General features: G+C 60.3%; 25 protein-coding genes. 14 read left to right on the top strand and 11 right to left on the bottom strand.

Features of this window, described 5'->3' with window-relative positions; genetic code table 11:
* Positions 1-32 precede the first annotated feature (32 nt).
* The 8 genes from FGZ14_RS01670 to FGZ14_RS01635 all read right to left on the bottom strand — a co-directional run bounded on the left by FGZ14_RS01670 (position 33) and on the right by FGZ14_RS01635 (position 9318).
* Entirely contained in the window at positions 33-1004 is a 972-nt protein-coding gene (locus tag FGZ14_RS01670) for a deoxyhypusine synthase family protein (RefSeq protein WP_135531563.1), read from the bottom strand.
* A 144-nt stretch (positions 1005-1148) separates the two neighbouring features.
* Positions 1149-1646: a hypothetical protein gene (locus tag FGZ14_RS01665; protein ID WP_139920544.1), complete on the bottom strand. Its 498-nt coding sequence runs from the start codon at positions 1644-1646 to the stop codon at positions 1149-1151.
* 91 nt (positions 1647-1737) lie between these two features.
* The gene (locus tag FGZ14_RS01660; protein WP_180754454.1) at positions 1738-2247 is read right to left on the bottom strand and encodes an STM3941 family protein; all 510 of its coding nucleotides are present in this window, start codon (positions 2245-2247) and stop codon (positions 1738-1740) included.
* Between the two features lie 20 nt (positions 2248-2267).
* Positions 2268-2804: an ATP-dependent protease subunit HslV gene (hslV, locus tag FGZ14_RS01655; protein ID WP_139920540.1), complete on the bottom strand. Its 537-nt coding sequence runs from the start codon at positions 2802-2804 to the stop codon at positions 2268-2270.
* Positions 2805-2961: 157 nt separating this feature from the next.
* Complete coding sequence (locus tag FGZ14_RS01650; protein WP_139920538.1) at positions 2962-5517, bottom strand: TonB-dependent receptor; 2556 nt, start codon at positions 5515-5517, stop codon at positions 2962-2964.
* Between the two features lie 108 nt (positions 5518-5625).
* Complete coding sequence (locus FGZ14_RS01645) at positions 5626-6495, bottom strand: methylated-DNA--[protein]-cysteine S-methyltransferase (RefSeq protein ID WP_139920536.1); 870 nt, start codon at positions 6493-6495, stop codon at positions 5626-5628.
* Positions 6496-6709: 214 nt separating this feature from the next.
* Positions 6710-8458 (bottom strand): pyruvate dehydrogenase complex dihydrolipoamide acetyltransferase, encoded by a 1749-nt coding sequence (locus tag FGZ14_RS01640; RefSeq protein ID WP_139920534.1) that lies wholly within the window; start codon positions 8456-8458, stop codon positions 6710-6712.
* 236 nt (positions 8459-8694) lie between these two features.
* A complete protein-coding gene (locus FGZ14_RS01635; RefSeq protein WP_139920532.1) occupies positions 8695-9318 on the bottom strand; it encodes a histidine phosphatase family protein in 624 nt (207 codons plus the stop codon).
* 203 nt (positions 9319-9521) lie between these two features.
* On the opposite strand from FGZ14_RS01635, the gene FGZ14_RS01630 reads away from it, so the two are divergent.
* The 8 genes from FGZ14_RS01630 to FGZ14_RS01595 all read left to right on the top strand — a co-directional run bounded on the left by FGZ14_RS01630 (position 9522) and on the right by FGZ14_RS01595 (position 16330).
* Complete coding sequence (locus FGZ14_RS01630; protein WP_139920530.1) at positions 9522-9953, top strand: hotdog fold thioesterase; 432 nt, start codon at positions 9522-9524, stop codon at positions 9951-9953.
* Positions 9950-11185 carry a chorismate-binding protein gene (locus FGZ14_RS01625; protein ID WP_139920528.1) on the top strand — a complete coding sequence of 412 codons (1236 nt, stop codon included), beginning with the start codon at positions 9950-9952 and terminating at the stop codon, positions 11183-11185. Before FGZ14_RS01630 ends, FGZ14_RS01625 begins: the two co-directional genes overlap by 4 nt.
* Positions 11186-11224: 39 nt before the next feature.
* Positions 11225-11551, top strand: a complete 327-nt coding sequence (locus FGZ14_RS01620) for a hypothetical protein (RefSeq protein ID WP_139920526.1) — start codon at positions 11225-11227, stop codon at positions 11549-11551.
* A gap of 74 nt (positions 11552-11625) precedes the next feature.
* Positions 11626-13581 (top strand): 2-succinyl-5-enolpyruvyl-6-hydroxy-3-cyclohexene-1-carboxylic-acid synthase, encoded by a 1956-nt coding sequence (gene menD, locus FGZ14_RS01615; protein ID WP_139920524.1) that lies wholly within the window; start codon positions 11626-11628, stop codon positions 13579-13581.
* 14 nt (positions 13582-13595) lie between these two features.
* Complete coding sequence (gene menB / locus FGZ14_RS01610) at positions 13596-14420, top strand: 1,4-dihydroxy-2-naphthoyl-CoA synthase (protein WP_139920521.1); 825 nt, start codon at positions 13596-13598, stop codon at positions 14418-14420.
* A gap of 192 nt (positions 14421-14612) precedes the next feature.
* Positions 14613-15134 (top strand): hypothetical protein, encoded by a 522-nt coding sequence (locus FGZ14_RS01605; RefSeq protein WP_139920519.1) that lies wholly within the window; start codon positions 14613-14615, stop codon positions 15132-15134.
* A 38-nt stretch (positions 15135-15172) separates the two neighbouring features.
* Positions 15173-15526 (top strand): DUF6370 family protein, encoded by a 354-nt coding sequence (locus FGZ14_RS01600; protein WP_139920517.1) that lies wholly within the window; start codon positions 15173-15175, stop codon positions 15524-15526.
* Positions 15527-15658: 132 nt separating this feature from the next.
* On the top strand, positions 15659-16330 hold the full coding sequence (locus FGZ14_RS01595; RefSeq protein WP_139920515.1) for a DUF1266 domain-containing protein: 672 nt from the start codon (positions 15659-15661) through the stop codon (positions 16328-16330).
* A 66-nt stretch (positions 16331-16396) separates the two neighbouring features.
* Here FGZ14_RS01595 and FGZ14_RS01590 read toward each other — a convergent pair whose 3' ends face one another.
* The gene (locus tag FGZ14_RS01590) at positions 16397-16615 is read right to left on the bottom strand and encodes a hypothetical protein (protein ID WP_139920513.1); all 219 of its coding nucleotides are present in this window, start codon (positions 16613-16615) and stop codon (positions 16397-16399) included.
* A 209-nt stretch (positions 16616-16824) separates the two neighbouring features.
* On the opposite strand from FGZ14_RS01590, the gene FGZ14_RS01585 reads away from it, so the two are divergent.
* From FGZ14_RS01585 to FGZ14_RS01575, 3 genes are all read left to right on the top strand, one after another.
* Positions 16825-17274 carry a hypothetical protein gene (locus FGZ14_RS01585; protein ID WP_139920511.1) on the top strand — a complete coding sequence of 150 codons (450 nt, stop codon included), beginning with the start codon at positions 16825-16827 and terminating at the stop codon, positions 17272-17274.
* 47 nt (positions 17275-17321) lie between these two features.
* Positions 17322-18440: an AMP-binding protein gene (locus tag FGZ14_RS01580; RefSeq protein WP_139920509.1), complete on the top strand. Its 1119-nt coding sequence runs from the start codon at positions 17322-17324 to the stop codon at positions 18438-18440.
* A gap of 514 nt (positions 18441-18954) precedes the next feature.
* The gene (locus FGZ14_RS01575) at positions 18955-19380 is read left to right on the top strand and encodes a hypothetical protein (RefSeq protein WP_139920506.1); all 426 of its coding nucleotides are present in this window, start codon (positions 18955-18957) and stop codon (positions 19378-19380) included.
* A 128-nt stretch (positions 19381-19508) separates the two neighbouring features.
* On the opposite strand, the gene FGZ14_RS01570 is transcribed toward FGZ14_RS01575, so the two are convergent.
* Entirely contained in the window at positions 19509-20225 is a 717-nt protein-coding gene (locus FGZ14_RS01570; RefSeq protein ID WP_139920504.1) for a hypothetical protein, read from the bottom strand.
* Positions 20226-20390: 165 nt separating this feature from the next.
* Here FGZ14_RS01570 and FGZ14_RS01565 point away from each other — a divergent pair, with 165 nt between their 5' ends.
* From FGZ14_RS01565 to FGZ14_RS01555, 3 genes are read left to right on the top strand one after another with little or no spacing between them, the layout of a single operon-like run.
* Positions 20391-20852 carry an ABA4-like family protein gene (locus FGZ14_RS01565; RefSeq protein ID WP_139920502.1) on the top strand — a complete coding sequence of 154 codons (462 nt, stop codon included), beginning with the start codon at positions 20391-20393 and terminating at the stop codon, positions 20850-20852.
* A gap of 12 nt (positions 20853-20864) precedes the next feature.
* The gene (locus FGZ14_RS01560; RefSeq protein ID WP_139920500.1) at positions 20865-21734 is read left to right on the top strand and encodes a hypothetical protein; all 870 of its coding nucleotides are present in this window, start codon (positions 20865-20867) and stop codon (positions 21732-21734) included.
* A gap of 47 nt (positions 21735-21781) precedes the next feature.
* Positions 21782-23254, top strand: coding sequence for a nitrilase-related carbon-nitrogen hydrolase (locus tag FGZ14_RS01555; protein WP_139920498.1), 1473 nt, complete (start codon positions 21782-21784; stop codon positions 23252-23254).
* Here the strand turns inward: FGZ14_RS01555 and FGZ14_RS01550 are convergent.
* Positions 23238-24782, bottom strand: coding sequence for a hypothetical protein (locus tag FGZ14_RS01550; RefSeq protein WP_139920495.1), 1545 nt, complete (start codon positions 24780-24782; stop codon positions 23238-23240). The genes FGZ14_RS01555 and FGZ14_RS01550 overlap by 17 nt on opposite strands.
* Positions 24783-24905 lie beyond the last annotated feature (123 nt).

The following is a 24905-nucleotide window of genomic DNA, read 5'->3' as shown; positions in this document are numbered from 1 at the left end:
GCGGGCTTTTTACTTATTGCTTCAGGCAGCCATTACTGGCCTAGCACCATGGCAAACACCAGCGGGGCTACAATGGTAGCATCCGACTCGATGATGTACTTGGGCGTGTCCTGGCCCAGCTTGCCCCAGGTGATTTTCTCGTTCGGCACGGCACCGGAGTACGAGCCGTATGAGGTAGTCGAGTCCGAAATCTGGCAGAAGTAGCCCCACAGCGGCACCGAAGTGCGCTGCAGATCCTGGTGCAGCATGGGCACCACGCAGATGGGGAAGTCGCCGGCAATGCCGCCGCCAATCTGGAAGAAGCCTACTTTGCTTTCCTCGGTGGCTTGGTTGGTGTACCAGTCGGCCAGGTAAATCATGTACTCAATGCCCGTGCGTACGGTGTGCACGTTCTTGATATCACCGCTGATTACGTGACCCGCGAAGATGTTGCCCAGCGTGGAGTCTTCCCAACCGGGGCAGATGATGGGCAGGTTTTTCTCGGCGGCGGCCAGCATCCAGGAGTCCTTGGGGTCAATCTGGTAGTACTGCTCCAGCTCGCCCGACTTCAGGATCTGGTAGAAGAACTCGTGGGGGAAGTACCGCTCACCGGCCTTGTCGGCCTGCTCCCAGAACTTCAGTACCGAGTGCTCCAGACGGCGCATAGCCTCTTCTTCCGGAATACAGGTATCGGTTACGCGGTTCATGTGGCGCTCCAGCAGGGCCTGCTCGTCGGCAGCCGTCAGGTCGCGGTAGTTAGGTACCCGCTCGTAGAAGTCGTGGGCTACCAGGTTGAAGATATCCTCTTCCAGGTTGGCACCCGTGCAGCTGATGATTTGCACCTTGTCCTGGCGGATCAGCTCAGCCAGCTGGATGCCCATTTCGGCGGTGCTCATGGCGCCGGCCAGGGTAATCATCATCTTGCCACCTTCCGCGAGGTGCTTGTTGTAGCCTTCGGCGGCATCAATCAGCGCAGCGGCATTGAAGTGGCGGTAGTGGTGCTTGAGGAAGTTCGTTACGTTCATTGAGTCGTGTGTTCTGTGCTTGTGGGTGTCAGTGTTCTATCAAAAAAAAGGCTGGAATCGTTCAATCAGGATGCCCTATATCGAAGATTCTGAATAGTGTGCTATTAGGGCTGGGTTGCTTGCAAAAAGGCCATGCACTCTGGCTTATTGGTCGAAATGCTTCTTCAACAAAGCCGGGGGAATGGTGGCGTTCCAAGCTTTGTAGTCTTCGTCCATAGCATCGGCGTAGTACACGAAGTCGTCGGTTTTGGGCAGCTTCTCAAATGTCAGACGCTGCATAACGTCGGTTATCATCTGGTGAAACTGCTGGATTACCGCTTCATTCTCTTCCTCGTCTGCATCTTCATCCCAAAACAACTCCTCGTAGTCGCTCAGCAGTGCTTCGGTTCGTTCTGACAGACGGGCGTCGACGTGTTCAGCATATTGAAACCAATCCGCCGTATCATCTACGCTAATCTTTTGAGTCAGTGCCTTGTGGGGTAGTAGGAGACTATGGACAGCGCCCTGCGAATCGAAATACAGGCAGAACGCTACCAGAGGTCCGTCCTCTGGATGATTGGTCCCATACGTATCCAGAAAATCTTGCGTATCGGCCTGCAATGATTCGCCTAGTGCCCGGAAATCAAATGCTTTCTTCTTCATGAGAGCCTGCTGAGTGAGCTGATTTGGCTATACCGGCTGCTTGGACTGGGATACGCTAGAGCAAAACAGTGGGCCACGGACTGGTGCAACGTTATTTAGACAGATCAGGGAAATGAGACTGCGCGGCGGCACTTTGCTTCAGAATGTACTCCAGCAGCTGCTCCGCATTCAGGTCAACGCCGCTCAGGTTGATGGAGAGAGGTGTAAAGCCCAGCGCCGCGTTGGCACCCGCCAGCTTACGCTTCAGCGCCGGGAGGCGGCTCAGGTAGGCCGCCTCATCATGCACCTGCAGGCAAACGAAATACTCGTGGTTGATGGAGCGCACGTAGGCGTCGGCAATATCAGTCCAGGGAATGAGGCCCACGCCCAGCGTGCGGTCCAGGATGCCTTCGTCGGTGATTTGCAGGCGCGGCCGGGTGTCGAAAAACTGCCAGGCCCCTACCGCGGCGCAGGCCCCAAAGAAGACGATGGTTATCAGCCCCAGAGCCCAGTTGCCTTTTGTCACAATCATAAACACCCCCATAGCTACAAACGCCAGCCCGGCCAAGGTGAGCAGCGCGTGGCGCTTACGCGAGTTGTAGTAAATCAGGTCTTCGGTCATGTGACGCACGGGAGCAGCTGTTAGCTGGGCTGCTCAATCATGAGGTTGTGGTTGGTGTAGATGCAGATGTCGGCGGCAATGTGCAGGGCGTCTTCCACCATCTGGCGGGCGGTGAGGTGGGGAGCGTGCTTCTTCAGGGCCAGGGCCGCGGCCTGGGCGTACATGGCTCCGGAGCCGATGGCAGCCACATCGGAATCGGGCTCCAGCACGTCGCCGGTGCCGGCAATGATGAGCAGTTCGTCTTTGTCAGCTACCACCATCATGGCTTCCAGCTTGCGCAGATATTGGTCTTTGCGCCACTCTTTGGCCAGCTCAATGGCCGCACGGCGTAGCTGCCCACCATAGCCGTTCAGCTTTTCCTCAAACTTATCAAGCAGCATAAAGGCATCGGCGGTAGAGCCGGCAAAGCCGGTTACTACTTTGCCATCCTGCAGCTTGCGGACCTTACGCACGTTGCTTTTGGCTACGTGCTTGTCCATGGTGGCCTGGCCATCGGCGCCGAGGGCAACTTCGCCGTTGTGGCGTATGCCCAGCACAGTAGTGGAGCGGATTCTCATAGTTCAGTTTGTGCGTTTATAGTGGCCCGTTGTCAGCTTCTTCGGGCCAGAAAAAATGCCTGTCATCCTGACGAAGGAAGGACCTCTACCACGGGTAATTACTCCCGGTAGAGGTCCTTCCTTCGTCAGGATGACAGATGCACAGGCTGACACCTACTCAGAAACGGGCCTGCAATTTAGCAAAGTAAAACCGGCCGTTCGAGCCCATCTGCACCGGGTCCCAGGCCCCGCCGGTTTCCGTGCGCTGCGGGTCGAACAAGGTGGGGTAGCGGTCGAACAGGTTGGCACTGCCCACAATGAACTGCAAGTGGTTGGTTAGCGCGTAGTTCAGAGTCAGGTCGGTGGTGACGCGCCGGTCGTACTTCATGGGGTTGCCATCCCAGTCGATGAGCGTAATCTTATCAAACCGCACGAAGCGCACCAGGGCCCCGAAACGTCCTAGCTGGTAGTCGAAGGTGAGGTTGATTTTAGAGGGCGGGGCCGACGCCTTCACGAAAGCCTGCTCCCGGGCCCCAAAAAACTCCTCCTCCCTACCCGTCAGGCGGCCCGAAGTCCGGACCCGGTCAATTTTGAGGTTGTTGACATTGGCCGCCAGCGTAGAGTTCAGCCGGCCGGCGCCCAGGGGTAGCGTGTGGCTCAGCACCACATCAAGCCCAATGGAGCGGGTATCGGCAGCGTTGGCGAAAAATTGAGCCTGGTCCACGTTCAGGGCCTGCAGGTCGGGGCCGATTACGGGGTCATCGGCGGAAAACTGGCTGGTGAGCACCACCCGGTCCTTGACCTTGATGTAGTAGCCGTCCAGGGTCAGACTCAAAGACGAGCCGATGCGGCTGGTGAGGCCGATGTTGGCGTTGTTGGAGGTTTCCTGCTTGAGGCTGGGCACGCCCAGCTTCTGGGTTACGGCGCTGTTGTTGCGGGCCAGCAGCACTTCCACTGGCTCGCCGTTGATGAAGTTGGTGAAGGTGGAGTTAAAGTTCACCTGGGCCAGCGAGGGCGCCCGGAACCCAGTGCTGTAAGTGCCACGCAAAGTCAGGAACTCGGTAAGATTGAAGCGGGTAGCCAGCTTGTAGTTAAGGGTGCTGCCGAAGTCGGAGTAGTGCTCGTAGCGCAGGGCCCCGGCCAGCAGCCAGCGTTGGGTTACGCTCAACTCGGCATCGGCGTAGGCCGCCAGGTTGTCGCGCTGAGCTTTGATGGCATCGGTGGGCTGGAAGCCCGGGAAACCCTGGGAGCCGCTGGCCGCTCCGGATTGGGGGTCGTAGTTGCGGTAGGAGGCCTCTTCGCCGGCGAACAGCGAATACCACTCGCGGCGCCATTCGGCGCCGGCGGCCACGTTCAGGCCCTGCAGCACGGTTTTGTAATTGCGCGTCAGGCCCAGGTTTACTACGTTCTGCTGGAGCTGAAACCCTCCCGCGTTGAACGAGGTCGGCGAAGAAGCCCCCAACGAGGAATTAAGCGTGTTTTTGACTCCGTACTCGAAACGATTGGAGCCAAAGTTGTTGCTCAAGTCAAGCTCCCACTCGCCCAGGGCCGTGCGCAGCCCCGCCACCGCCGAGGCATCCCAGATGTCGCTGCTGATAATGGGGTCGAAGCCGTTGGGGTAAATAGCCGGCACGTTCCGGTCGTCGTCGGCAAAGCGGGTCCATGCGTAGGCGTCGCCCTTGCGCTTGTTACCACCCCCAAACACGTAGAAGTACGACCGGTCGCTGAGGGCGAAGCGGGAGTTGAGGTAGCCCGAGAGGTTGCGGATTTCCGGGTCGCCGTACTCGCGGCGTGCCAGGCCGTCGGCGTTGGGCACGTTGGCCCGCTGGGTGTGTTCGCGCAGGTTGTAGTCCACGGTGGCATTCACGAAGCTACCCTTCTGCCCCAGTCCAATCCCGTAGTTGAGGTTGGCGTTGAAGTTGCCGCCGTCGAAGCTCTCGTCATCAAAGCGGTATTTGGCGTCGTAGGCCCCGTAGTTCACGTTGGTGGTCAGCTCCTTCACCGAGCTTTTCAGCACAATGTTGATAACGCCGGCAATGGCATCGGAGCCGTACTGAGCCGAAGCCCCGTCGCGCAGAATCTCTATTCGCTCGATGCTGGCGGCTGGTATCACGTTCAGGTCGGTGCCGGTGTTGCCGCGGCCGCGGGTGCCAAACAGGTTCACCAGGGCCGACTGGTGCTGGCGCTTGCCGTTTACCAGCACCAGGGTCTGGTCGGGCCCCAGGCCGCGCAGGGTGGCGGGGTCCACGTGGTCGGCCCCGTCGGAGCCGGTCTGTCGGTTGGAGTTGAACGAGGGCGCCACGAACTGCAGCAGCTGGTTTACATCAAGCTGACCGGTTTTGGTGGTCACTTCCCGAAGGTCAATAATATCAACGGGCGAGGGTGAATCGGTAACGGAGCGGTTCTGGCTGCGGGAGCCTACCACCTGCACCTCGCCCAAACCTGTAGAAGCATCGGTGAGCCGCACGCTTACCGTGCCGCCCGCCGCATCTACCTCCTGCGAGGCGTACCCGATGGAGCTTACCTGCAGGCGGGGGGTAGCCGTGCGGGAGCGAAGGGTAAAGTGCCCGTCGTTGCCGGTGGCGGTGCCGTTGTTGGTGCCTTTTTCCACCACGGTAGCCCCAATTACGGGCTTGCCGGCGCTATCTACTATCTGCCCACTAATGGTCTGGACCTGCGCGAAGGCACCAATGCTTACCCCTGACAGCGCTACTGCTAGTATAGTCTGTTTCATACTGTTACTCGATTGAACGCTTTACAATCGGGTGCCGCCGGCGTAGCTCCCACCGCCGGTAAGTATAGTGATTTTGCAATGAATTTGTACTGCTACGGTGCTACCGACCTACTCGTGGACTTTGCCGTCGGCCTGTCCGGCGCGCACGGCTTCCCAGCCCAGCAGGGCCTGCTTGCGGGCGCTGCCCCAGCGGTAGCCGCCCGGCCCGCCGTGCTGCTGAATCACGCGGTGGCACGGAATAAGGTAGCCGATGTGGTTGGCCCCCACGGCCCCGCCCACCGCCTGGCTGGCGCCGGGCTGCCCAATAGCCGCCGCCAGGTGGCGGTACGACACCACCATGCCCGCCGGAATGCGCAGCAGCGCTTCCCAGACTTTAATCTGGAAGTTAGTGCCCTTCAGCAGCAGAGGCAACGGCTTGCCCGGGGCGGGAGGGGTAGCGAAAAGCTGTGTCGCTACGGCCGCCGTTTCCGCCTCGGCTGCCTGCAGCGTGGCGCCGGGCCAGGCGGCGCGCAGCTCTGCCAGGGCCGCTTCCCGCTGGGTTGCAGCCTGAAACGTCAGCCCGCAGATGCCTCGGTCGGTCAGGCTCAGCAGGCATTCCCCGAAGGGGGTAGTCTGGAAGCCGTAGCGAATGGTCAGGCCGGCGGCCTGGGCGCGGTACTCGGCCGGGGTCATGGCCTCGTAGGTCACAAACAAATCGTGCAGGCGGCTGGGCCCCGACAAACCCGCCCGGTAAGTGGCCGCCAGCACGTCGCCCGACTCCAGTAGCACTCGACGGGCATATTCCTTGGTCAGATACCGTAGGAACCGCTGCGGACTGGTGCCGGCCCAGCGCGTGAACAGGCGGGTAAAGTGAAACGGACTCAGGTGTACGTGCGCGGCCATATCATCCAGGGAAGGCTGTTGGCTGACGTGGCTGGCAATGTACTCAATGGCCTGCTCCACACGGGCGTAATCCAGCTCTGCTTGCGAAGGTTGCATAAGACGAAGGGGGTAGTACGAAACCAAAAGTACCGCCGCACCCCGGCCGGCGCCACCCGAATCTTGCGCAGTTGCGGGGTGCTATATCTTAATACCCGGAACCATGCCGAGGCGCGGCACTTCGCGCTTTTACCAGTGCTTTCCTGCCTTTGGCCCAACAAAAAAGCCAGCCCCGGCGGGACTGGCTTTTCTGCTTCTGTACTGGGTATGCTGCTTAGATGAGCATGCGCAGGGGGTCTTCCAGCAGGCTTTTCAGCGTCTGGAGGAAGGCAGCGCCGGTGGCACCGTCCACGACCCGGTGGTCGCAGCTCAGGGTCACTTTCATCACGTTGCCAATGGCCAGCTGGCCATCTTTCACCACGGCAGTCTGCTTGATGCCACCCACGGCCAGGATGCAGGCATCCGGCGGGTTGATGATGGCGGTGAACTCCTCGATGCCGAACATGCCCAGGTTGGAGATGGTGAAGGTGCTACCCTCCCACTCGCTCGGCTGCAGCTTCTTGCTCTTGGCTTTGCCGGCCAGTTCTTTCACCTCCGTAGCAATCTGCGACATGCCTTTGCCGTCGGCGTTGCGCACCACGGGCACCAGCAGGCCTTCGTCCACGGCTACGGCCACACCGATGTTCACCACCTTGTTCTGGCGGATTTTGTCGCCGAGCCACGAGGAGTTGATGGCGGGGTGCTGCTTCAGAGCCACGGCCGACGCCTTGATAACCATGTCGTTGAAGCTGAGCTTCACCGGCGAGAGGGCATTGAGCTGGGTGCGAACCTCCATGGCGCGGTCCATCAGGATTTCCATCGTCAGATAGAAATGCGGAGCCGTGAACAAGCTTTCCGACAGACGACGGGCAATAACCTTGCGCATCTGCGACACCGGGGTATCGATGTAGGTGCCTTCGGCAGCGGCCGGAGCAGCCACCGGAGCCGGCGCGGCTTTCGGCTGCTCAGGCAGAGCGGCCTGAATGTACTCCGACTGAACCGTGGCGGGCTGGGCCGGCTGCGAAGGAGCGGCGGCAGCGGCCGGAGCAGCGGCAGCTGAGGGCTGGGCTTTTTCCAAGTCGCGGGAAACGATACGGCCATTTTCGCCCGAGCCCTTGATGGTGCTCAGGTCGATGCCTTTGTCTTTGGCAATGCTCTTAGCCAGCGGCGAGGCGAAGATGCGGCCACCGTTCTGGGCCGGAGCGGCTTCCTCAGCCACCGGAGCCGGGGCCGACGAAGTAGCAGCAGCCGGAGCAGCTTCTGCCGCGGCCGGAGCGGCCGAGGTGCTACCCCCCGACTGACCGCCAAGCAGGGCCTGCACATCGGCGCCTTCTTCCCCGATGATGGCCAGAATGCCATCAACCGGAATGGCTTCGCCTTCTTTCGGGCCTACGTAAAGCAGGGTGCCATCTTCGTAGTTATCCAGCTCCATGGTGGCCTTATCGGTTTCCACTTCGGCCAGAATATCACCGGATTTTACTTTGTCGCCTACCTTCTTCAGCCAGGCGGCAATGGTGCCTTCCGTCATCGTGTCGCTCATTTTGGGCATCCGGATGATGGTGGCCTTCTTGCCGTTGCCGGCGGGGGCAGCAGCCGGAGCGGCTGCGGGGGCCGGGGCCGGGCTTGGAGTGGGTGCGGGAGTAGGCGCGGGCGCCGGAGCAGGCGCGGCTTCTGCTTTAGGAGCTTCGGCGGCAGCGGGAGCCGGAGCAGCACCGCCACCGTTCAACAGCGCGGAAATATCTTCACCTTCCTTACCCACAATGGCCAGCAGACCATCTACGGGTACGGATTCACCTTCTTTCGGGCCGATGTGAAGCAGGGTACCGTCCTCGTAGTTTTCGAGTTCCATCGTGGCCTTGTCGGTTTCCACCTCAGCCAGGATATCCCCGGATTTCACTTTGTCGCCTACTTTTTTGAGCCACGAGGCAATGACCCCTTCGGTCATCGTGTCGCTCATTTTGGGCATTTTTATGAGTTCGGCCATCTGCGTCTTCGTTGGGTTGAGTGGGGCCAAAATTAGCCCGAATTTTTGGGGGTGCAAACGAAAGGCACTCTTCTGGGAGCGGGTAGAAAACAGCGAATTTTCGCCTGTAAGAAAATCGGCCGGCCTTTTCAGTGGGGGCTCTTTTTCAGTCAGGGTGTAGCACGGGCTTTAGTCCGTCGCCTTGCCCCGAAAGCAGGACGGCTTTACGAAGTACGGACTAAAGCCCGTGCTACTGCTCATACCGCCTCCTGCAGGTGGCGCACATCCAGGAAGCTGCGGACGGTGAACATAGAGCCAGTGTAGTCGAGCTGGTAGAGGCAGAGGTTGTGGTGCTCGAAGGAATCCATCTGGCTGAGGGGGTAGCCCAGCAGCTGGCAGAGCAGCACGCGCATGGCCCGGCCGTGCATGCACACCAGCACGGTTTCTTCCTCGGGGCGCGAGGTAAGCAGCTCAATTACGGGGCGTTGGCGGGCTGCTACGTCGTCGGGGCTTTCGCCGCCTTCCATCCGCACGTGGGTGCGGCCAGCCTTCCAGTCCTGCAGCACCCGGTGGTATTCCTCGTCTTCCTCGGGGGTAATGCGGGTGCCTTCGCGGGTGCCCCAGCTGATTTCGTTGAGGCCTGCGTGCTGCTCGTGGGGTAGGCCTAACTCCAGAAAGCCCTGCACCGACTGGTGGGTGCGCTGAAGCACGGAGGTGTACACCTTATCGAAGGGCACATGACGGTAGGCCGCGAAAAAGCGCGCCGCCTGCCGACGCCCAGCCTCATTCAGCGAGGAATCGACGCCACTGCCCTGTACAATTCCGCGCACGTTGAAATCGGTCTGCCCGTGGCGGATGAGGTAGATTTTTTTGACGCTCACTTTCCCGCTAGTTTTGCTGTTTCTGCTTTAAAGTACGGCCTTTTCGCTGGAAAGGACGTGCCAGAGGGCAGAGTTTGTTCTTCTGTTTTACGTAGAGGCAGGGTAGGTTGGGCCAGAACATCGGGCGCCGACTTTGTTATAACGGAAGAGAGGCCGCATCCTTTTTCCGGGATGACCCCGCCTCTTCCACCCCGCCCTCATCCATGACGCTGGAGCAAATCAAACAGTGGGTCAGCACCCGCCCTACCCTGGCCGACGCCCTCGGCATTGAACTCACCGCCCTCACCGACGAGTATCTGGAAGGCCGCATGCCGGTAGATGGGCGTACCCACCAGCCCATGGGCCTGCTGCACGGCGGCGCCTCGGTGGCCCTGGCCGAAACCCTGGGCAGCGTGGCCGCCGCCACCAAGCTCGACCCCACCAAACAGGCCTGCGTGGGACTGGAAATCAATGCCAACCACATCAAAGGCGTGCGCGACGGGTACGTAGTTGGGCGGGCCACGGCGCTGCACGTTGGGCGCAGCACGCAGGTCTGGGAAATCCGGATTACCCACGAGGAAACCGGCGCTTTGGTCTGCATCAGCCGTATTACCATGGCGGTTATTGATATTCCGCAGGCAAAACCACAGGCATGAGCAACCTGCAGCGCATTGCCTGGAAGCCCGAGCTGCCCGTAGCGGAGCGGCTGCGGCGGCTGGTGGCCCTGGCCCTGACCAGCGGCCGGCCCGTAGCCCTGTGGCGGCTGCCCGGCGCCGAGCAGCCCCGCCTCTGTCTGAGCCTGAAAGTTGATTCTGCTTACGTGGGTCTGCCGCCCGCGCTGGAGCCCACGGCGCCGGCCGGTTTTGCCTTCTTTCCCTTCCGCGACTCCGACCACAACCCGCCGCTGTTCCTGCCCGCCGACCTGTTTTTCGACCTGGCGAAGCCCGAGGAAATTCAGGTGAGTGCGGCGGCAGCGGCCCGGCTCCCGGAGCTGCGGCAACGGTTTGCTACCCTCCCCGAAACCGCCAACCTTCCCTGGCACCTAAGCCGGCAGCCAGCGCCCGTCACAGCTTCGCAGGCCGAGTACGAGGCGCTGGTAGCGGCCGGGGTAGCGGCCATTGAGGCCGGTACGGTACAAAAGGTAGTATCGAGCCGAGCGGTGCGGCGGGCGCTGCCGACGGGGTTTGACGCCCTGGCCGCCTTTGCCGAGCTACAGGAGCGTTACCCCAATGCCTTCGTATCGTTGGTGAGTGCGCCGGGGGTAGGCACCTGGCTGGGCGCTACCCCGGAGGTGCTGGCTGAAATCGACGAGGACCAGGTATTCCGGACGATGGCTCTGGCGGGCACCCAGCCCCTGCTGCCGGGTATGAAGCCGGCTACGGCCAAATGGGCCCACAAAGACCTGGAGGAGCACGCCATGGTGGCCCGCTACATTGTGAACTGCTTTAAGCAACTGCGCCTGCGCGAGTACGATGAGCGGGGTCCGCGCACGGTGGCGGCGGGCCAGATGCTGCACTTGCGCACCGATTTTGCCGTGTACCTCACCCAGGTTCCCTTCCCTACCCTTGGTACCGATATGCTGCGGCTGCTGCACCCTACCCCCGCCGTGGGCGGCGTACCTAAGCAACCGGCCCTGGAGTTTTTGCGCCGCCACGAGGGCTACGACCGCGCCTACTACGCGGGCTTCCTAGGCCCCGTCAACCTACCCGACGCCGGCGTAGCTCGCCTCTACGTAAACCTCCGTTGCCTACAGCTGCGCGCCCAGGAAGCCATTCTCTACGCCGGTACCGGCCTCACTAGTGACTCGGACCCCGCCCGTGAGTGGCAGGAAACCGAATTGAAGTTGCGCACCGTAGGAGCTATTCTGCAGGAACCTTCCCCGGCTTGAGCGTAAACAAAGCTTCGTTATTTACTTGCCCTTTCCTCTATGAGCACTACCCTCCATCAGCAGCTCGAAGCCTACGTCACCCGCAATAATTTTCCGGCGGAAAGCTGGGATGCCCGCGGCCTGCGCCCTTCCGATGACGATGTACAGCAGGAGATGCAACAGTCCGTTGTGAGTTTTGTACGCCATCTGCAGTCGGTGCTGCGCACGGCCGCGCCGGGCAGCTCGGAGTTGACGGCTGCTGTGCAGTCGTTTTTGGAGGAATGGGACACCGACGATTTTGACACTGAGGAACGGGAATTTCTTTATGATGTGGCCTGCGACATTATGCGCGAGGTTGGGGTAAAGCCTGAAGACATCCAAGTATAACTATTGGTTACAGCCTCGCTCCGGCAACCATTCCGGCGAATCTGCTTTCCGCTACTGCTCCTACTCCCTACCCCATGTCTTCCCTCCAAGCTGTTCATAACATCCCTGAAATCTGTGCCCGGCTGGGTGTCACGGATGTAGTACTGTCGCCTGGCTCCCGGTGCGCCCCGCTGACCATTGCCTTCGCGCGCCATCCGGAAATCAGGGTACGGACGGTGCCGGACGAGCGGGCGGCGGCCTTTATCGGACTGGGGCTGGCCCAGACGCAGCGGCGGGCCGTGGCATTGGTATGCACCTCGGGCACGGCGGGCCTGAATTACGCTCCGGCTGTGGCAGAGGCGTATTTTCAGCAGATTCCGCTGGTAGTCTTCACTGCCGACCGCCCCCCGGAATGGATTGACCAGCTGGACGGCCAGACCGTGCGGCAGATGGATTTGTACGGGGCCCATGCCAAAGGCTCGTTCACCTTTCCTACCGATACCACCCACGCCGATGCGCAGTGGCACGCCACGCGCTTGGTGTCGGAAGCTATTGGGCTGGCGGAGCAGTTTCCGGCCGGACCGGTGCAGGTGAACGTGCCGCTGCGGGAGCCCTTCTACCCCAAAGCTGGCGAGGAGCTGACGTTTGGCCCAGTGAAAGTAACCCGCGAGCTGCCGGGCCGGCCCCAGTTGCCGGCTCCTACCCTCGCGGAGCTAGCCGAAGCCATTCGCAGCACCAGCCGCGTGCTGGTGGTAGCCGGTCAGCACCCGGCCGACATGGACCTGCTGCTGGCGTTGCGCCGGTTTGCGGCAGCCTACCAGGTGCCGGTAGTCGGCGACCTGATTGCCAACCTGCACCTGCCCGCCGCGCCCGGCTACGACCAACGCCTGCAGCCTCTGGGCCGCCAGGATGTATTTATGGCCGTGCCGGAACCGGGCCTGAAGGAAGCCCTGAAGCCCGAGCTGCTGATTACATTCGGCCAGTCGCTCATCTCCAAAGCCCTGAAGCTCTATCTGCGCAACGCCAAACCAGCCCAGCACTGGCACATTCAAGCGGCAGGCGTAGTGGCCGACACGTTTCAGTCGCTGACCAAGACGATTCGCATGGAGCCGGCCAATTTCTTTGCCACTCTGCTGACGGAGGATGCACCTAATAAAACGGATAGTATAGGTACTTCTGAAGCTCTTCATCTAGGTTCGATTCCTGGCGCAACCACAGCTTCTGAAGATTCGAATTCAACCATTACCGCGCCCAGCCATACTGCTGCTCAGGATGCCACCCGCGTGGCTCTGGCCCCTACCCCCATGGGCACGCCAAGGCTTACCTGGCCGGATAACAGCGGACAGCTCAGCGAAGCGCAGATGACCACCAAAGCTGCTTATCTGAAACCCTGGTTGGCTGCGGAAAACTGGGCCAACGGCTTCCTGCAGGAGTTCATGCAGCAGCCCAACCAGCCGTTCAATGAATTTACGGCCATCTACCAGGCCCTGCAACAGCTGCCCGACCATGCTGCGCTGCATTTGGCTAATAGCATGGCCGTGCGCTACGCCAATATTCTGGGGTTACCGACGGGCCGAAACATAGAGGTATTCGCGAACCGGGGCACTAGTGGTATTGATGGCTGCAACAGTACGGCCGTGGGCGCGGCTCTGGCCCGGCCCGAGCGGCCTGTGGTGCTGCTCACCGGCGACGTAGCGTTTTTCTATGACCGCAACGCCTTCTGGCACAACTACCCTACCCCCAACCTGCGCGTCATTCTGCTGAACAACCACGCGGGCGGCATCTTCCGCCTGATTGACGGGCCACGCCAGCAGCCGGAGCTGGAAGAGTTTTTTGAGACGCGCCAGATGCTGCGGGCCGAGAATACGGCGCGTGATTTTAATCTGCGCTACTTCGCCGTTTCATCTTTCGCTGAACTAGAGTCGGCGCTACCGGTTTTCTTTGCACCCGAATCCGGCGCCAGTCTGCTCGAAATCACCACCGACAGCCAGACCAACGCCGAGTTCTTTGAACAGTACCGGGCTGCGGTCCGGACCTCATTTTCCTCCTAACTACTGCCCACCTTATGGCCGAACAACTTACCTGGACCCCGATTAAGGAGTTCCGCGAAATTCTTTTCACCCAGCACGGCGGTATTGCTAAAATCAGCATTAACCGCCCACAGGTGCACAACGCCTTCACGCCCCTCACGGTGCAGGAGATGATTGAAGCCATGGACATCTGCCGCAACCGCACCGACATCGGCGTTATTATCCTGACGGGTGAGGGCGGCAAAGCCTTCTGCTCGGGCGGCGACCAGAGCGTGCGCGGCCACGGCGGCTACGTGGGCGAGGACACCGTGCCCCGCCTGAACGTGCTGGACCTGCAGAAAATGATCCGCTCCATCCCCAAGCCCGTGGTAGCTATGGTGGCCGGCTGGGCCATTGGCGGCGGCCACGTCCTGCACGTAGTCTGCGACCTGACCATTGCGGCTGAAAACGCCCGTTTCGGCCAGACCGGTCCCAACGTGGGCTCATTCGACGGCGGTTTCGGAGCGAGCTACTTGGCCCGCATTGTGGGTCAGAAAAAAGCCCGTGAAATCTGGTTCCTCTGCGACCAGTACAACGCCCAGGAAGCCCTGGATATGGGCCTGGTAAACAAAGTAGTGCCCCTGGAGCAACTAGAGGAAACCACCGTGGCTTGGTGCCACAAAATCCTCGAAAAGAGCCCTCTGGCCCTGCGCATGCTGAAATCGAGCTTCAACGCCGAGTTGGACGGACAAGCTGGTATTCAGGAGCTGGCCGGCAACGCCACGCTGCTCTACTACCTCTCCGAGGAAGCCAAAGAGGGCAAGAACGCCTTCATCGAGAAGCGTAAGCCCGACTTCTCGAAGTACCCCAAGTTTCCGTAAACGCAGCCCCTACCCCATCAAAAGGCCCGTACCGCAACGTACGGGCCTTTTTTTATACCTGCCAGCACGAGGAGCGCGGCGGTAGCTGCTCGACCCAATCCTGCTATATTGCCCCCTACTTCGGCCTGTAATGCACCGGGCGTAGTACGGGGCTATCCATCTGAATGCTTTCCAGTCTTAACAACTTCCTCTATGGCTGAATACCAGGTTAAATCGATGGAATCCCGCACGTTCCGGCTGCTGACGGAGGGCGCCGCGCTGGGTGAGCTGCACTACACTGAGTGGTTTTCGTTTAAGGCGGTGCTGACTCTGGCCGATGGCACTTCGCTGCGGGCAGAACCCAAAGGGTTTTGGGGCACTACCATTGAGCTGAAGAATCAGGAAGCATCGGTGTTACTGAGCTTTAAGATGCACTGGAACGGCAACATCGTGCTGAAATCCAGGCTGGGCGGCGAGGGCCGGGCACTGGTTCTGAAAAACCAGAGCGTGCTGAAAAACACGTATGTGCTGCAGGACAAGCACGGCCAGGAGCTGCTGACCATCCAGCCCGATTTCAAGTGGAGCAACGCCAACTACGACTACACCATTCACAGCACCGGCTTGTTCGAAACCTTTGAGGATAAGCAACTTATCTTACTGACAGCCATTCATTGCACCAACTATTACATGACCGTATCGGCAGGCGCGGTGGCTACTATGGTGGCCGCTACGTAAGCCAGAATACCCGAAACACACTCACCTTTTCTCACCCCATGAAATCGTTGCTATTCCTGCTGCTGACCAGCGCCGCTACCGTATCGGCAGCGCAGGCCCAAACCACAACTACCACGGCGGCTCCTGACCCCAAAAAAGACGTGCGCGTGGTGCAGGCTTCCTGCGGGCAGTGCCAGCTGGGCCTACCAGGCAAAAGCTGCGATCTGGCGGTGCGCTTCGACGGGAAAGCCTATTTCGTGGACGGCACTACCATTGACTCGCACGGTGACGCCCACGCCAAAGACGGTTTCTGCCAGGCCGTCCGGCGGGCCGAGGTGCAGGGCGAGGTAGTAGATAACCGCTTCAAGGCCACGTACTTTAAGCTGCTGCCCGAGCCTACCAAAAGCAAGTAGTACAGTACCGAACAGGCTTAGCTGCTGAGTCGCTTATTACCTGGAACAAGTGCTGCACAGTAGCTACACCAGGCTTATAGATTAAGACGTAGCTCCAATTATTCATATCACCCCTCCTAACGCTAGTTTTTTATGACAAAAGATCAAGAGGAAAACATCAATGATTATGGGGTACCGGACCCGTATGATTACAAGATTTCCGGAGAGCAGATTGAGTTAAACCCCGGCCCAAAACGGGCAATAGCAACGGGCGCTATTCTGTTTTATAACGGCGACCAACCCATGAAAAGGCTGGTTCCCATCAAGAAGAAAAGGAAAGAAGAATCTCGCCGCTCGTTGGCTCAATGGTGGGGCATCCAGACTCCCACCGACGCACTGCAGTGCTTACGGGACCTGCACACTACCGGCCACCGAGCCAAACTGCAGCCCCGCCTCCACAGCGACCCGGCCCGCTGGCGCCCACATTTTGATGAAAGCGACTTTCTCCGCCATCGGCAGGTAGGCTCCGTTGCCGGCTGGGATTACGCCCGCATCGTTAATCTGGCTTACTGGACCCGCGACGTAGGACTGCTCGATGATGACACGGCATTTCACTATTTCAACGTAGGCGCGAAGCTGGCACTACGCGAGTTCAACTCGTGGGAGGAGCTGGCTGTTAGCTTTTTGGCCGGCCGCGTAATGTGGAGCCCCGACGACATAGAAGGCCACCAAATCTTAGGGGGCTTCGCTGAATACCTGCTCACGGCCCAGAATAACGTGTGGGTAGAGTGCCCGTGGCATGAATACGAAGAATGGTGGGACTAACCTCCTGTAAAAACGGCAGCGCTACCCTACTTGGGTAGCGCTGCCGTTTTTATGCCTTGTTCAAATTTAGAAGATAGAGCCATATGCGGCGCAGCCTTCGCACCAGCCGAAGAAGTTGCGCAGGCGCTCATCCTTCATTCGTTTCTTGAGCAGCTTACGGGCTTGGCGGGCCGCATCCTTCACGGGAGCAGCGGCCGGCATGGCTACCTGGTTGCGGAACGTGAGGTAGCGCCGGAAAACGCAGGTTCGGGCCAGAACAAACGGACTTGGGGCGGTGGGCTGCATGGCGTTTGGTGGTTGGTGACTTGTTTAAGATACGAGGTTTATTGCGCCGAAGTCAAGCCCGGCCGCGTTTTCTGCCTGCTGAAGCGGGAGCTTTACGGGGTTGGGCGGTTAGGCAGGGGTAGGCGGCCACTGGCCCTGGCCTGGTATTCATTGGTAGCGTATCTTTCTTCTACCCAGGTGGTGCCCTGCGCCTACCCCCTCTCCCGCCCATGAACCATACCGAGTTCCATCAGGCCATTGGCCGCATCCGGCGCACGCACTGGGTTCATTTCCCGGCGCAGGCTCTCCTGATGACGGGCCTTGTGCTGGCGGCTGGCAAAGGAGCCGGGGCCGAACCAGCTACCCGGCTGCCGGCGGCCTCCGCGCCGGTGCTGGTGGCACTGGGCCTGCTGATTCCGGTGGTGGGAGCCCTGCTCTGGTGGCTTTTCCGCCGGATGCGGCCCAACCTGCGGCGGCGGTCCGAGGAGAATCTGCGTATCTATCAGGGGCGGCTGATTTTGCGCAACAGCTTGCTGAACCTGCTAAGCCTGCCGCTGCTTATTTCGTACTACCTCACCCGCAGCCCCTGGGAGCTGGTGGCCGGCGGCCTGCTGCTGTTGGTGCTGTGCCTGCTCACGGCTCCTTCCGCCACCGCCTACCAGCGCTGGCTGCTGCGCTAACTTTGGGCAGGCAGCGCGGGCCGCTGGTTTTTCGTTTGATGCCGTATATGACTCCTACCCCCAACCTTCTCCCCGATACCCTTCTGCTCAACGGCCGCGAGTTCCGCTACCCCGATATTCAGCAGTACCCCGCCAACTCGCCCACCGACCTAAATGGCTACGAAGCCCGGGTACTGGATTTCTGCCGACAGTGGCTGAATGGGGCCCAGGAGTTTACCCTGCACACCTCCGGCTCTACCGGCACGCCGCAATCCGTGACCATGACGCGGCGGCAGCTGGAAGCCTCGGCCCGCCGCACCGGCGACTACTTCGACCTGGGCCCCGGCGAGCGGATGCTGGTGTGCCTGAACTGCGAGTACGTGGGCGGCATCATGATGCTGGTGCGAGGCTTTGAGCGGCGCATGCACCTGACCATTGTAGAGCCCCAGGCTGACCCGCTGGCCCTGGTGCCCGCCGAGGCTGATTTTGATTTTACCTCCTTCGTGCCCCTGCAGCTGCGGGCGGTGCTGGCCGCCGGCCACGCCCCGCGCCTGAACCGCATGAAAGGTATTCTGGTGGGCGGTGCCACCGTAGATAAGGGTCTGGAGCGCGACATTCAGCCGCTGACGGTACCCGTGTACCTTACGTACGGCATGACGGAAACGGCCTCCCACATCGCCCTGCGCTGCCTCAACGGCCCCGCGCCTACCCCCGCCTACCGGGTGCTGCCTGGCATTGAGGTGGGCCAGGATGAACGAGGCTGCCTCACCATCGAGGCCGATGTAACGCGGGGTCAGCTCATCACCACCAACGACCGGGTGAACCTGCTGGACGCGCACACCTTCGAGTGGCTGGGCCGCGCCGACTTCGTGATTAACAGCGGCGGCGTGAAAGTGCAGGCCGAAAAGGTGGAGCAGGTGCTGGAAATGGCCCTGATGGAGCTGGGGCTTACCACCCGCGCCTTCGTGGCCGGGCGCCCCGATGAGCGCCTGGGCGAGCAGGTAACTGCGTTTCTGGAAGGCCCCGCGCTGCCCGCCGAGCAGCAGCAGCAGCTCCAGGCGCTCCTGAGCCAGCGCCTGGGCAAGTACGAGCTGCCACGGGAGCTGGTATTCGTGCCGCAGTTCAGCAGCACCGCTTCCGGCAAGCTCGACCGGCTAAGCACCCTTCGTAGTGCCTCAATTTCCTGAGGCAAGTAAATGCCCGCAGCTACACATTAAAAAGTTGAACACTCAGGCCTGGCCTACACCTGTCATCCTGAGCGCGCGAAGGACCTCTACCGCTTCGTTAGCGGTAATAATCACTAACGCGGGAGGTCCTTTGCCCCCGCTTGATGCGCGGAATACTCAGAATGACAGGCTTTTCATCGTTATTTCTTAATGATAAAAGCGTGTGGGGCCAGGTATCTCTTCGGTGCAACCTGGTTTCCTTGTGTGGCCCCGCTTGCCAGAATACGGCAGATACTCGCGGCCACAGGATTTCCGGTAGCTGCGCGCCTACAATTATTGGTTTTGTTAAAATATCCGTTGTTTTGTACAAGGTTTTCGCCCTGGTTATCAGGCCTTGCAGCAGAGGCAGTTGGGCCACATAGCTCCTTACGACCAGCCTCTGCACCCTAGCCCCTCAAAATCAGCTTATTAAAACATTTACTGAAATTGGGTGGGCACCTTCTTTCGCTACCTCTCTTTTTATCCTTAACTCCACATGAAGCACTTCTTCTCTCTTTTAGTCCTGATGCTTGTTCTGGCTTCGGCCAGCCGGGCCCAGACCCCGTCGGCCGTACGCCCCGTGCAGGCCGATCCTATCCGCTACGAATTCTGCGAACTGATGCGGACGGGAGCGGTTAATCTGGGCAAGCCGGAAAAGGAGAAGAGCGGCGACATTTACGTGGATTTCGGGTACGGCTACGAGAAGCTCGGCGGCTCGGAGCAGGTAGTGCGCGAAGCCGGCAAGATTCAGGTATTTGCTACCACCATCAGCGCCCTCAACTACATGGGCAGCCGGGGTTGGGAAATTGTGCAGATTCTGGAGCAGCCCATCAACTACACCAAAGGCGAGCCCAGCGAGTACGTGCGTCGTTACGTGCTACGCCGTCCGCTGTCGGCCAAAGGCGTAGCGGTGCCGCGCTAACCGCAACCGGCCAAAGCCCCGTTTTATAATCAGCACCACCCATAAACCCCTACTTCCAGCACGGAAGTAGGGGTTTGGGCTTTTTCAGGGGGTAGGAGTTTACGCTGAGCCTCGCAGAGCCGTACTGGCTAGCGGGGTTCGTGGTTAAGTCGGGTGTTTTCCAGGCCTTGCTGCGAGAACAGCCGCTCGTGGCCGCGTACCACTTTAATGAAGTCGCCTAGGAAGAGCTTGACGCGGCCGAAGAAGATGACGCCGCTCATATCGTCCTGGGGAAGCTTGCCGGCGGCCATTACCTGCCGGTAGCCGGTGCCGGCTCCTAGGCCTATCCAGCGGAAAACGCGGTAGTGGGCGGCAATGGAAGGCTCGATGACAAACAGAAACTGGCTATTGGTACGCCGGATACCGCCATCGGGGAAGTAGTATTTGGTGTAATAGCTGCCGCCGCCCAGCTGCAGGGGCGTGCTCAACTCCCAGCGTGGGTTCCCGATAAATACATACTCGCCGTAGGCCACCAGGTAACGAAACCGCACCTCGTCGCGGGTGCCGGCCGGGGTGCCTTCGGGCTGCTCGATGCGGGTAGGCACGCCACCTGAGAGGCGGTACACGCCCAGGCCTGCGCGCCAGCGTCCGCGCCACTCAATGCCGCCCTTCAGCCCATTGATACCCACTACTTTCCCATTGAGAATGGAGAACCGCTGGTCGAACTGAAACACGGCCCGACGGTGCTTCTGCCGCACGAAGGTGCTGTCGGAATACGCGGGGGCAGTGGCTGCCCGGCCAGAGGTGGCGCTGAGCAGCAGAACAGACGAGGTCAGTAGCAGGCGGAGTAAACAGGCGGGTTCCACGGCTCAAAAGTACGCCGCCGCGCGGGGTAAGTTGTGCCTCGATGGCCGCGCTTCGCCCTGCCGGGCCCTACGGCTCACCGGCCGGGGCGGCTGCTTCACCCCACTTGCGCGTGCTCCGTGTCTGATTTTCAGCCATGTTTACAAGGTCATCTATCTGCGACCCGTATGACTCTCACCCCCGACTTTCTGTTTTCCCTGGCTAACCCAGTAGCAATGGTAGGTTGGGGCCTGCTGATACTGGCCCCGCGCTGGGCTGTTACGCGCCGACTCGTGCTCAGCGGCGCCCTACCCCTGCTGCTGGCCGCAACTTATGCCCTGCTGATTGGCAGCCACTACCTGGGGGCGCATGCTTCGGAGGGAGGCTTCAGCTCCCTGCAAGAGGTAGCAGCGCTGTTCCGCAACCCGTGGGCCCTGCTGGCCGGCTGGGTGCATTACCTGTGCTTCGATTTGTGCCTGGGCATTTGGGAAAGCCTGGATGCCCGGCGCCGCGGGGTGCCCCACCTGCTGCTGGTGCCTTGCCTGCTGCTCACGTTTCTGCTGGGCCCGGTGGGACTGCTGCTTTACTCCCTGGTGCGGCGCTTTTACGGCCGCGATGTTACTGCTTCTGTTGCTCCTGTCACGCTTTAGTTTCTCGTCGCCATGTCTGCCGCCCTACCCCTGAAAACAAGTTCAACCGACACCCAACAAGCGCTAAACCACCGCGCTGCTTCTCCCCTCACCTACGCCGCCGAGTGGCAGCGGGTACTGCACCGCGTAAACCCGATTCTATCCTGGGCCGGCTGGGTGCATGTGGTTTTTTTGGTGCTGGCGTTGGTGCTCTTGCCCTTCGATGACCGCATGGTTACGGGCCTGCCGGTGTGGGTGAAGCCGGCCAAGTTTGCGCTATCGGGCCTGCTCTACCTCTGGACGTTGGGCTGGCTGCTGGCCGATTTGCCGGCCGAGGCGCAAAAGTCGGTACGCCGCATTAGTTGGGGTGTGGCCCTGAGCATGGTGGTAGAAATGATATGCATTACGGGGCAGGCGGCGCGGGGCACCACTTCGCACTACAACATTGCCAGTGGCTTCGACATCCTGGTGTTCAATCTGATGGGTGTGTTCATCATGCTGAATACCGTGCTGACCATCTGGGCGGTGGTGTTGGTGTGGCGGCACCGGCCGCACGGCAGTGCCGGCTACGTGTGGGGCGTGCGGCTGGGCCTGTTGCTGTTCCTGGTGGGTAGCGTGTTGGGCGGCATGATGATTCACCAGAACCAGCACACGGTAGGCGCCCCCGATGGCGGCCCCGGCCTGCCCGGCCTCGGCTGGAGCACCCGCGCCGGCGACCTGCGCCTAGCCCACTTTCTGGGCCTGCACGCCCTACAAGCCGTGCCTTTGCTGGGCTGGGTTATCGGTAAAGTAATTCCTCGGCACGCCACGCTGCTGACGTGGCTGGGTGCGGCGCTGTATGCCAGTGCAGTAGGTTGGCTGTTCGCGCAGGCGCTGGATGGCAAGCCACTGATAGCCCTGTAATCCATTTCTTCTACCCGCTTGCCGTACCTCTACCCGTCTGACCATTCATGACTTCTCCGGGTTTCGCTCGTCCTTTCTGGCTCAGGCTGATCGGCTTCTTCATCACGGGCTTATTGCTGCGCCTGGCCGTAGGTCTGGAGCCGGTGTGGTGGGCGGCATGGCTGGCGCCTGCCTTGCTGCTAGGCCTGGCCTTCCGGACTCCTGACGGGGAGGTGCGCTGGCTGGTGGCACTGGCGGCGCTGGTTGGGGTCAGCGCGAATTTCCCCTACTACCAGCTAGTGATGCCCGGGCCGGCGGCCGTGGCCGTAGTACTGGCGCAAACCCTGCTCTGGACCTTTATCGTGATAACCACCCGCCGCCTGGTGGTGCGGTACCAGGCCGGGTGGACGGTTTTCGTGTATCCGGTGCTGTGGGTGATGCTAGACACGTTGATGGCGGCTTTGCTACCGGATGGCAACTGGGGTAGCCTAGCCTACTCACAAGCCGACCAGTTGCCGCTGCTGCAGCTCACCTCCTTATTTGGGGTAGCAGGCCTGCTATTTCTGGTGACGCTGGTACCGGCGGCGCTGGCCATGGCCGGCACGTACGGCCGCCTGCCCGGAGCGGCCAGGGCGTACGCCATTACGGCTCTGCTGCTCGTGGCGGCGCTTGGCTTCGGGTTTTGGCGCCTGCAACGCCCCCTCACGGGCCCCACAACCACTTTCGGGCTTGTTGCCATTGATGATGCTATTGGCCCCCAGGCCTCAGTGGCCTACGTGGCCAACATCCGGCGCCAGTATGAGCAGCACGTAGCAACCCTGGCTGCGCAAGGCGCCCAGGTGGTGGTGTTACCCGAGAAGCTAGCGGTGTTGCCTCCGGCCCAGGCCCGGCAGTGGCAGCAGCAGTTCGGGGCGCTTGCAGCCCGCCACCGCGTGTGGCTGGAGGTAGGCGTCGGCACCGACGACAGCCGGCAGCGCCGTAACCTGCTGTGGCTGTTTACGCCCGCCGGCAAGCTCAGCGCCGCCTACCAGAAGCATTACCTGGCCCCGCCGGAGCGCGAGTTCAGCGCCGGCCGCGCCTACGATGTGCGCCTGATCAAGGGTCAGCCCTACGGCCTTGCCATTTGCAAAGACATGCACTTTGCCGCACTGGGCCGCGCTTACGGCCTCCGGCAGGCGGCTGTGCTACTGGTGCTGGCCTGGGATTTTACCCTCGATGCCTGGCTCGCCTCCCGCATGACGGCCACCCGAGGGGTAGAAAACGGATACACGGTGGTGCGAACCGCGCGCCTAGGATTATTGACCGTAAGTGATGCCTACGGCCGCATATTGGCTCAGCAAACCAGCCAACCTATGCCGGGAAGCACCCTACTGGTCAGCATGCCGGTAGGCGCGCCGGTGCCTACCCTCTATACCCGCGTGGGCAATGTGCTGGGTTGGCTCTGCGTAGCCGGCGGGGTCAGCCTGCTGATGCTAGACCGACTAGCCCGGCGGCGCCCCGACGTACTACCTTCCCGCCAGACTGCTACTTCAGCTGCCTGAACTTACGCCGAATTACTTCCTGCACCGGCACGTTCTCAATCTTGCTTTCCAGCCAGGAAATGATGTCGAGGTAGAGGAAAGGGCGGCGTTCGTAGGGATTTTCGGCAATGCGGATGAGCTGGTTTTTCAGCTTGATGAAAGCGTCTTTCAGCTCGGAAGGCGTTATGTCGCCGAGGGTGCGCAGGAACTGAAAAATGGCTTCCTGCATCTGCTGCTGATCGTTCATTTTGCCCAGGAAGCGGTACACCGAGCGAATTTGGTAGTCCAGGGCCTCGTCGCGGCCAGCCTCATAGTGGGCAATCAGATTAAGAATGCGGGCAAAGCACTGAATGTCTTCGCGCAGACTCACCTCTTTGAAGTAAATGACTTTGTCGAGGTACTCAATGGCCTTGTCGGGCTGCCCGCTGCCGAAGTAGAGGCTGGCAATTTTGTAGTAGAACACCAGCCGCCGGTGCGAGTCGAGCTGAATGCGGAAGTAGTCCAGCTTTTCCAGCAGCTCCGGGATGATGGTTAGCCCTTCCGTAAACTGCCCGCGCATGAAGTACCCATTGAGCCGGTTCGTGTAGATGTACAGAAACAGCAGCATTTCAATGTTGGGGCTGCTGCGCCGGTCGGAGTCGGCGGCGTAGGCCTCCAACTGTGCTAGCACTTGCTCGAACTTACTATAATACAGCATATTGTGCGCCGTAATCAGCAAGTTGTGCAGGCCCTTGATGTAGAGCATGGCCTGCTGCTCGCGCATGAGAGGGTTATGCTCAAACAGATCCACCCATTTCTGGGCGTAGCGGAAGCAGAAGCAGAAATTCTGGGTAATGGTGTAATACCAAACGTGGGCCTGGTAGTAGTAAAGCTGCTCAAAAAAGCCGGCCTGCCGCGGGTCTAGCGCAGGCAGTCCCTGCCGGAAGTAAGCCGTGATTTTATCGTGGTCTTGTTGGTTGCGGGTGTGCCCGATTTTGAGGTAGCGGCCGTACATGCGCAGGGCCAGGTTGGAAAGCTCATGCTCGCGGGCTACGTGCCGCACGGTATCGGTGGCCTCATCCGACAGCTCCCGCGCCCGGCCGCGCAGACTACGGGTAATGTACTGTCCCTCAATACTCTTCTCGAAATCCAGGACTAGCAGCACAATGTGCTTCATCTCGGCCTGCTGGGCCTGGGCTTTCACTTTTTCCAGCATGCGCAGGCTCTGTTGGTACAGGCCGCGGTTGTAGAGCACGCGGGCGTAGTCGAGCTGCTCATGGAGCTGAATATCGAGATTGTGGCCGGCGTGGTACATGCGCAAACTGGCCAACAGTTGCCGGTATAGGTTGGCCTTTAGGTTGGCTACTTGCACTTTTTTGATGGCTGGCACCTGAGCTAACACCCGGTCTTCATCGTAGCGCTCCTGTGCATCTAGGGCATCGAAAAGCTGCAGAAACTTTAGCCCATCGGTGGAGCCTTGCCGGTTGGCAAACAGCCGGAAGTGCCGCTTCTCAGTGCGCGTCAGGGTCTTGATGAGTTGAAAAACCGGGTCGGAGTTTTCGTTGGGCATCGTATTTATCTAAAATGCAATCCTCTGACAGTTAATATATTATAGTATTTTTATAAAGATTTTGAAATAGTATCAAAGCAAGAAAAAAGTTTTAACCGGGCATATCGGCAGTGGTACTTGCAG

It is taken from the genome of Hymenobacter sp. DG01, from assembly GCF_006352025.1.
GTDB lineage: Bacteria > Bacteroidota > Bacteroidia > Cytophagales > Hymenobacteraceae > Hymenobacter.
This window is presented reverse-complemented; position numbering and strand designations above follow the sequence as displayed.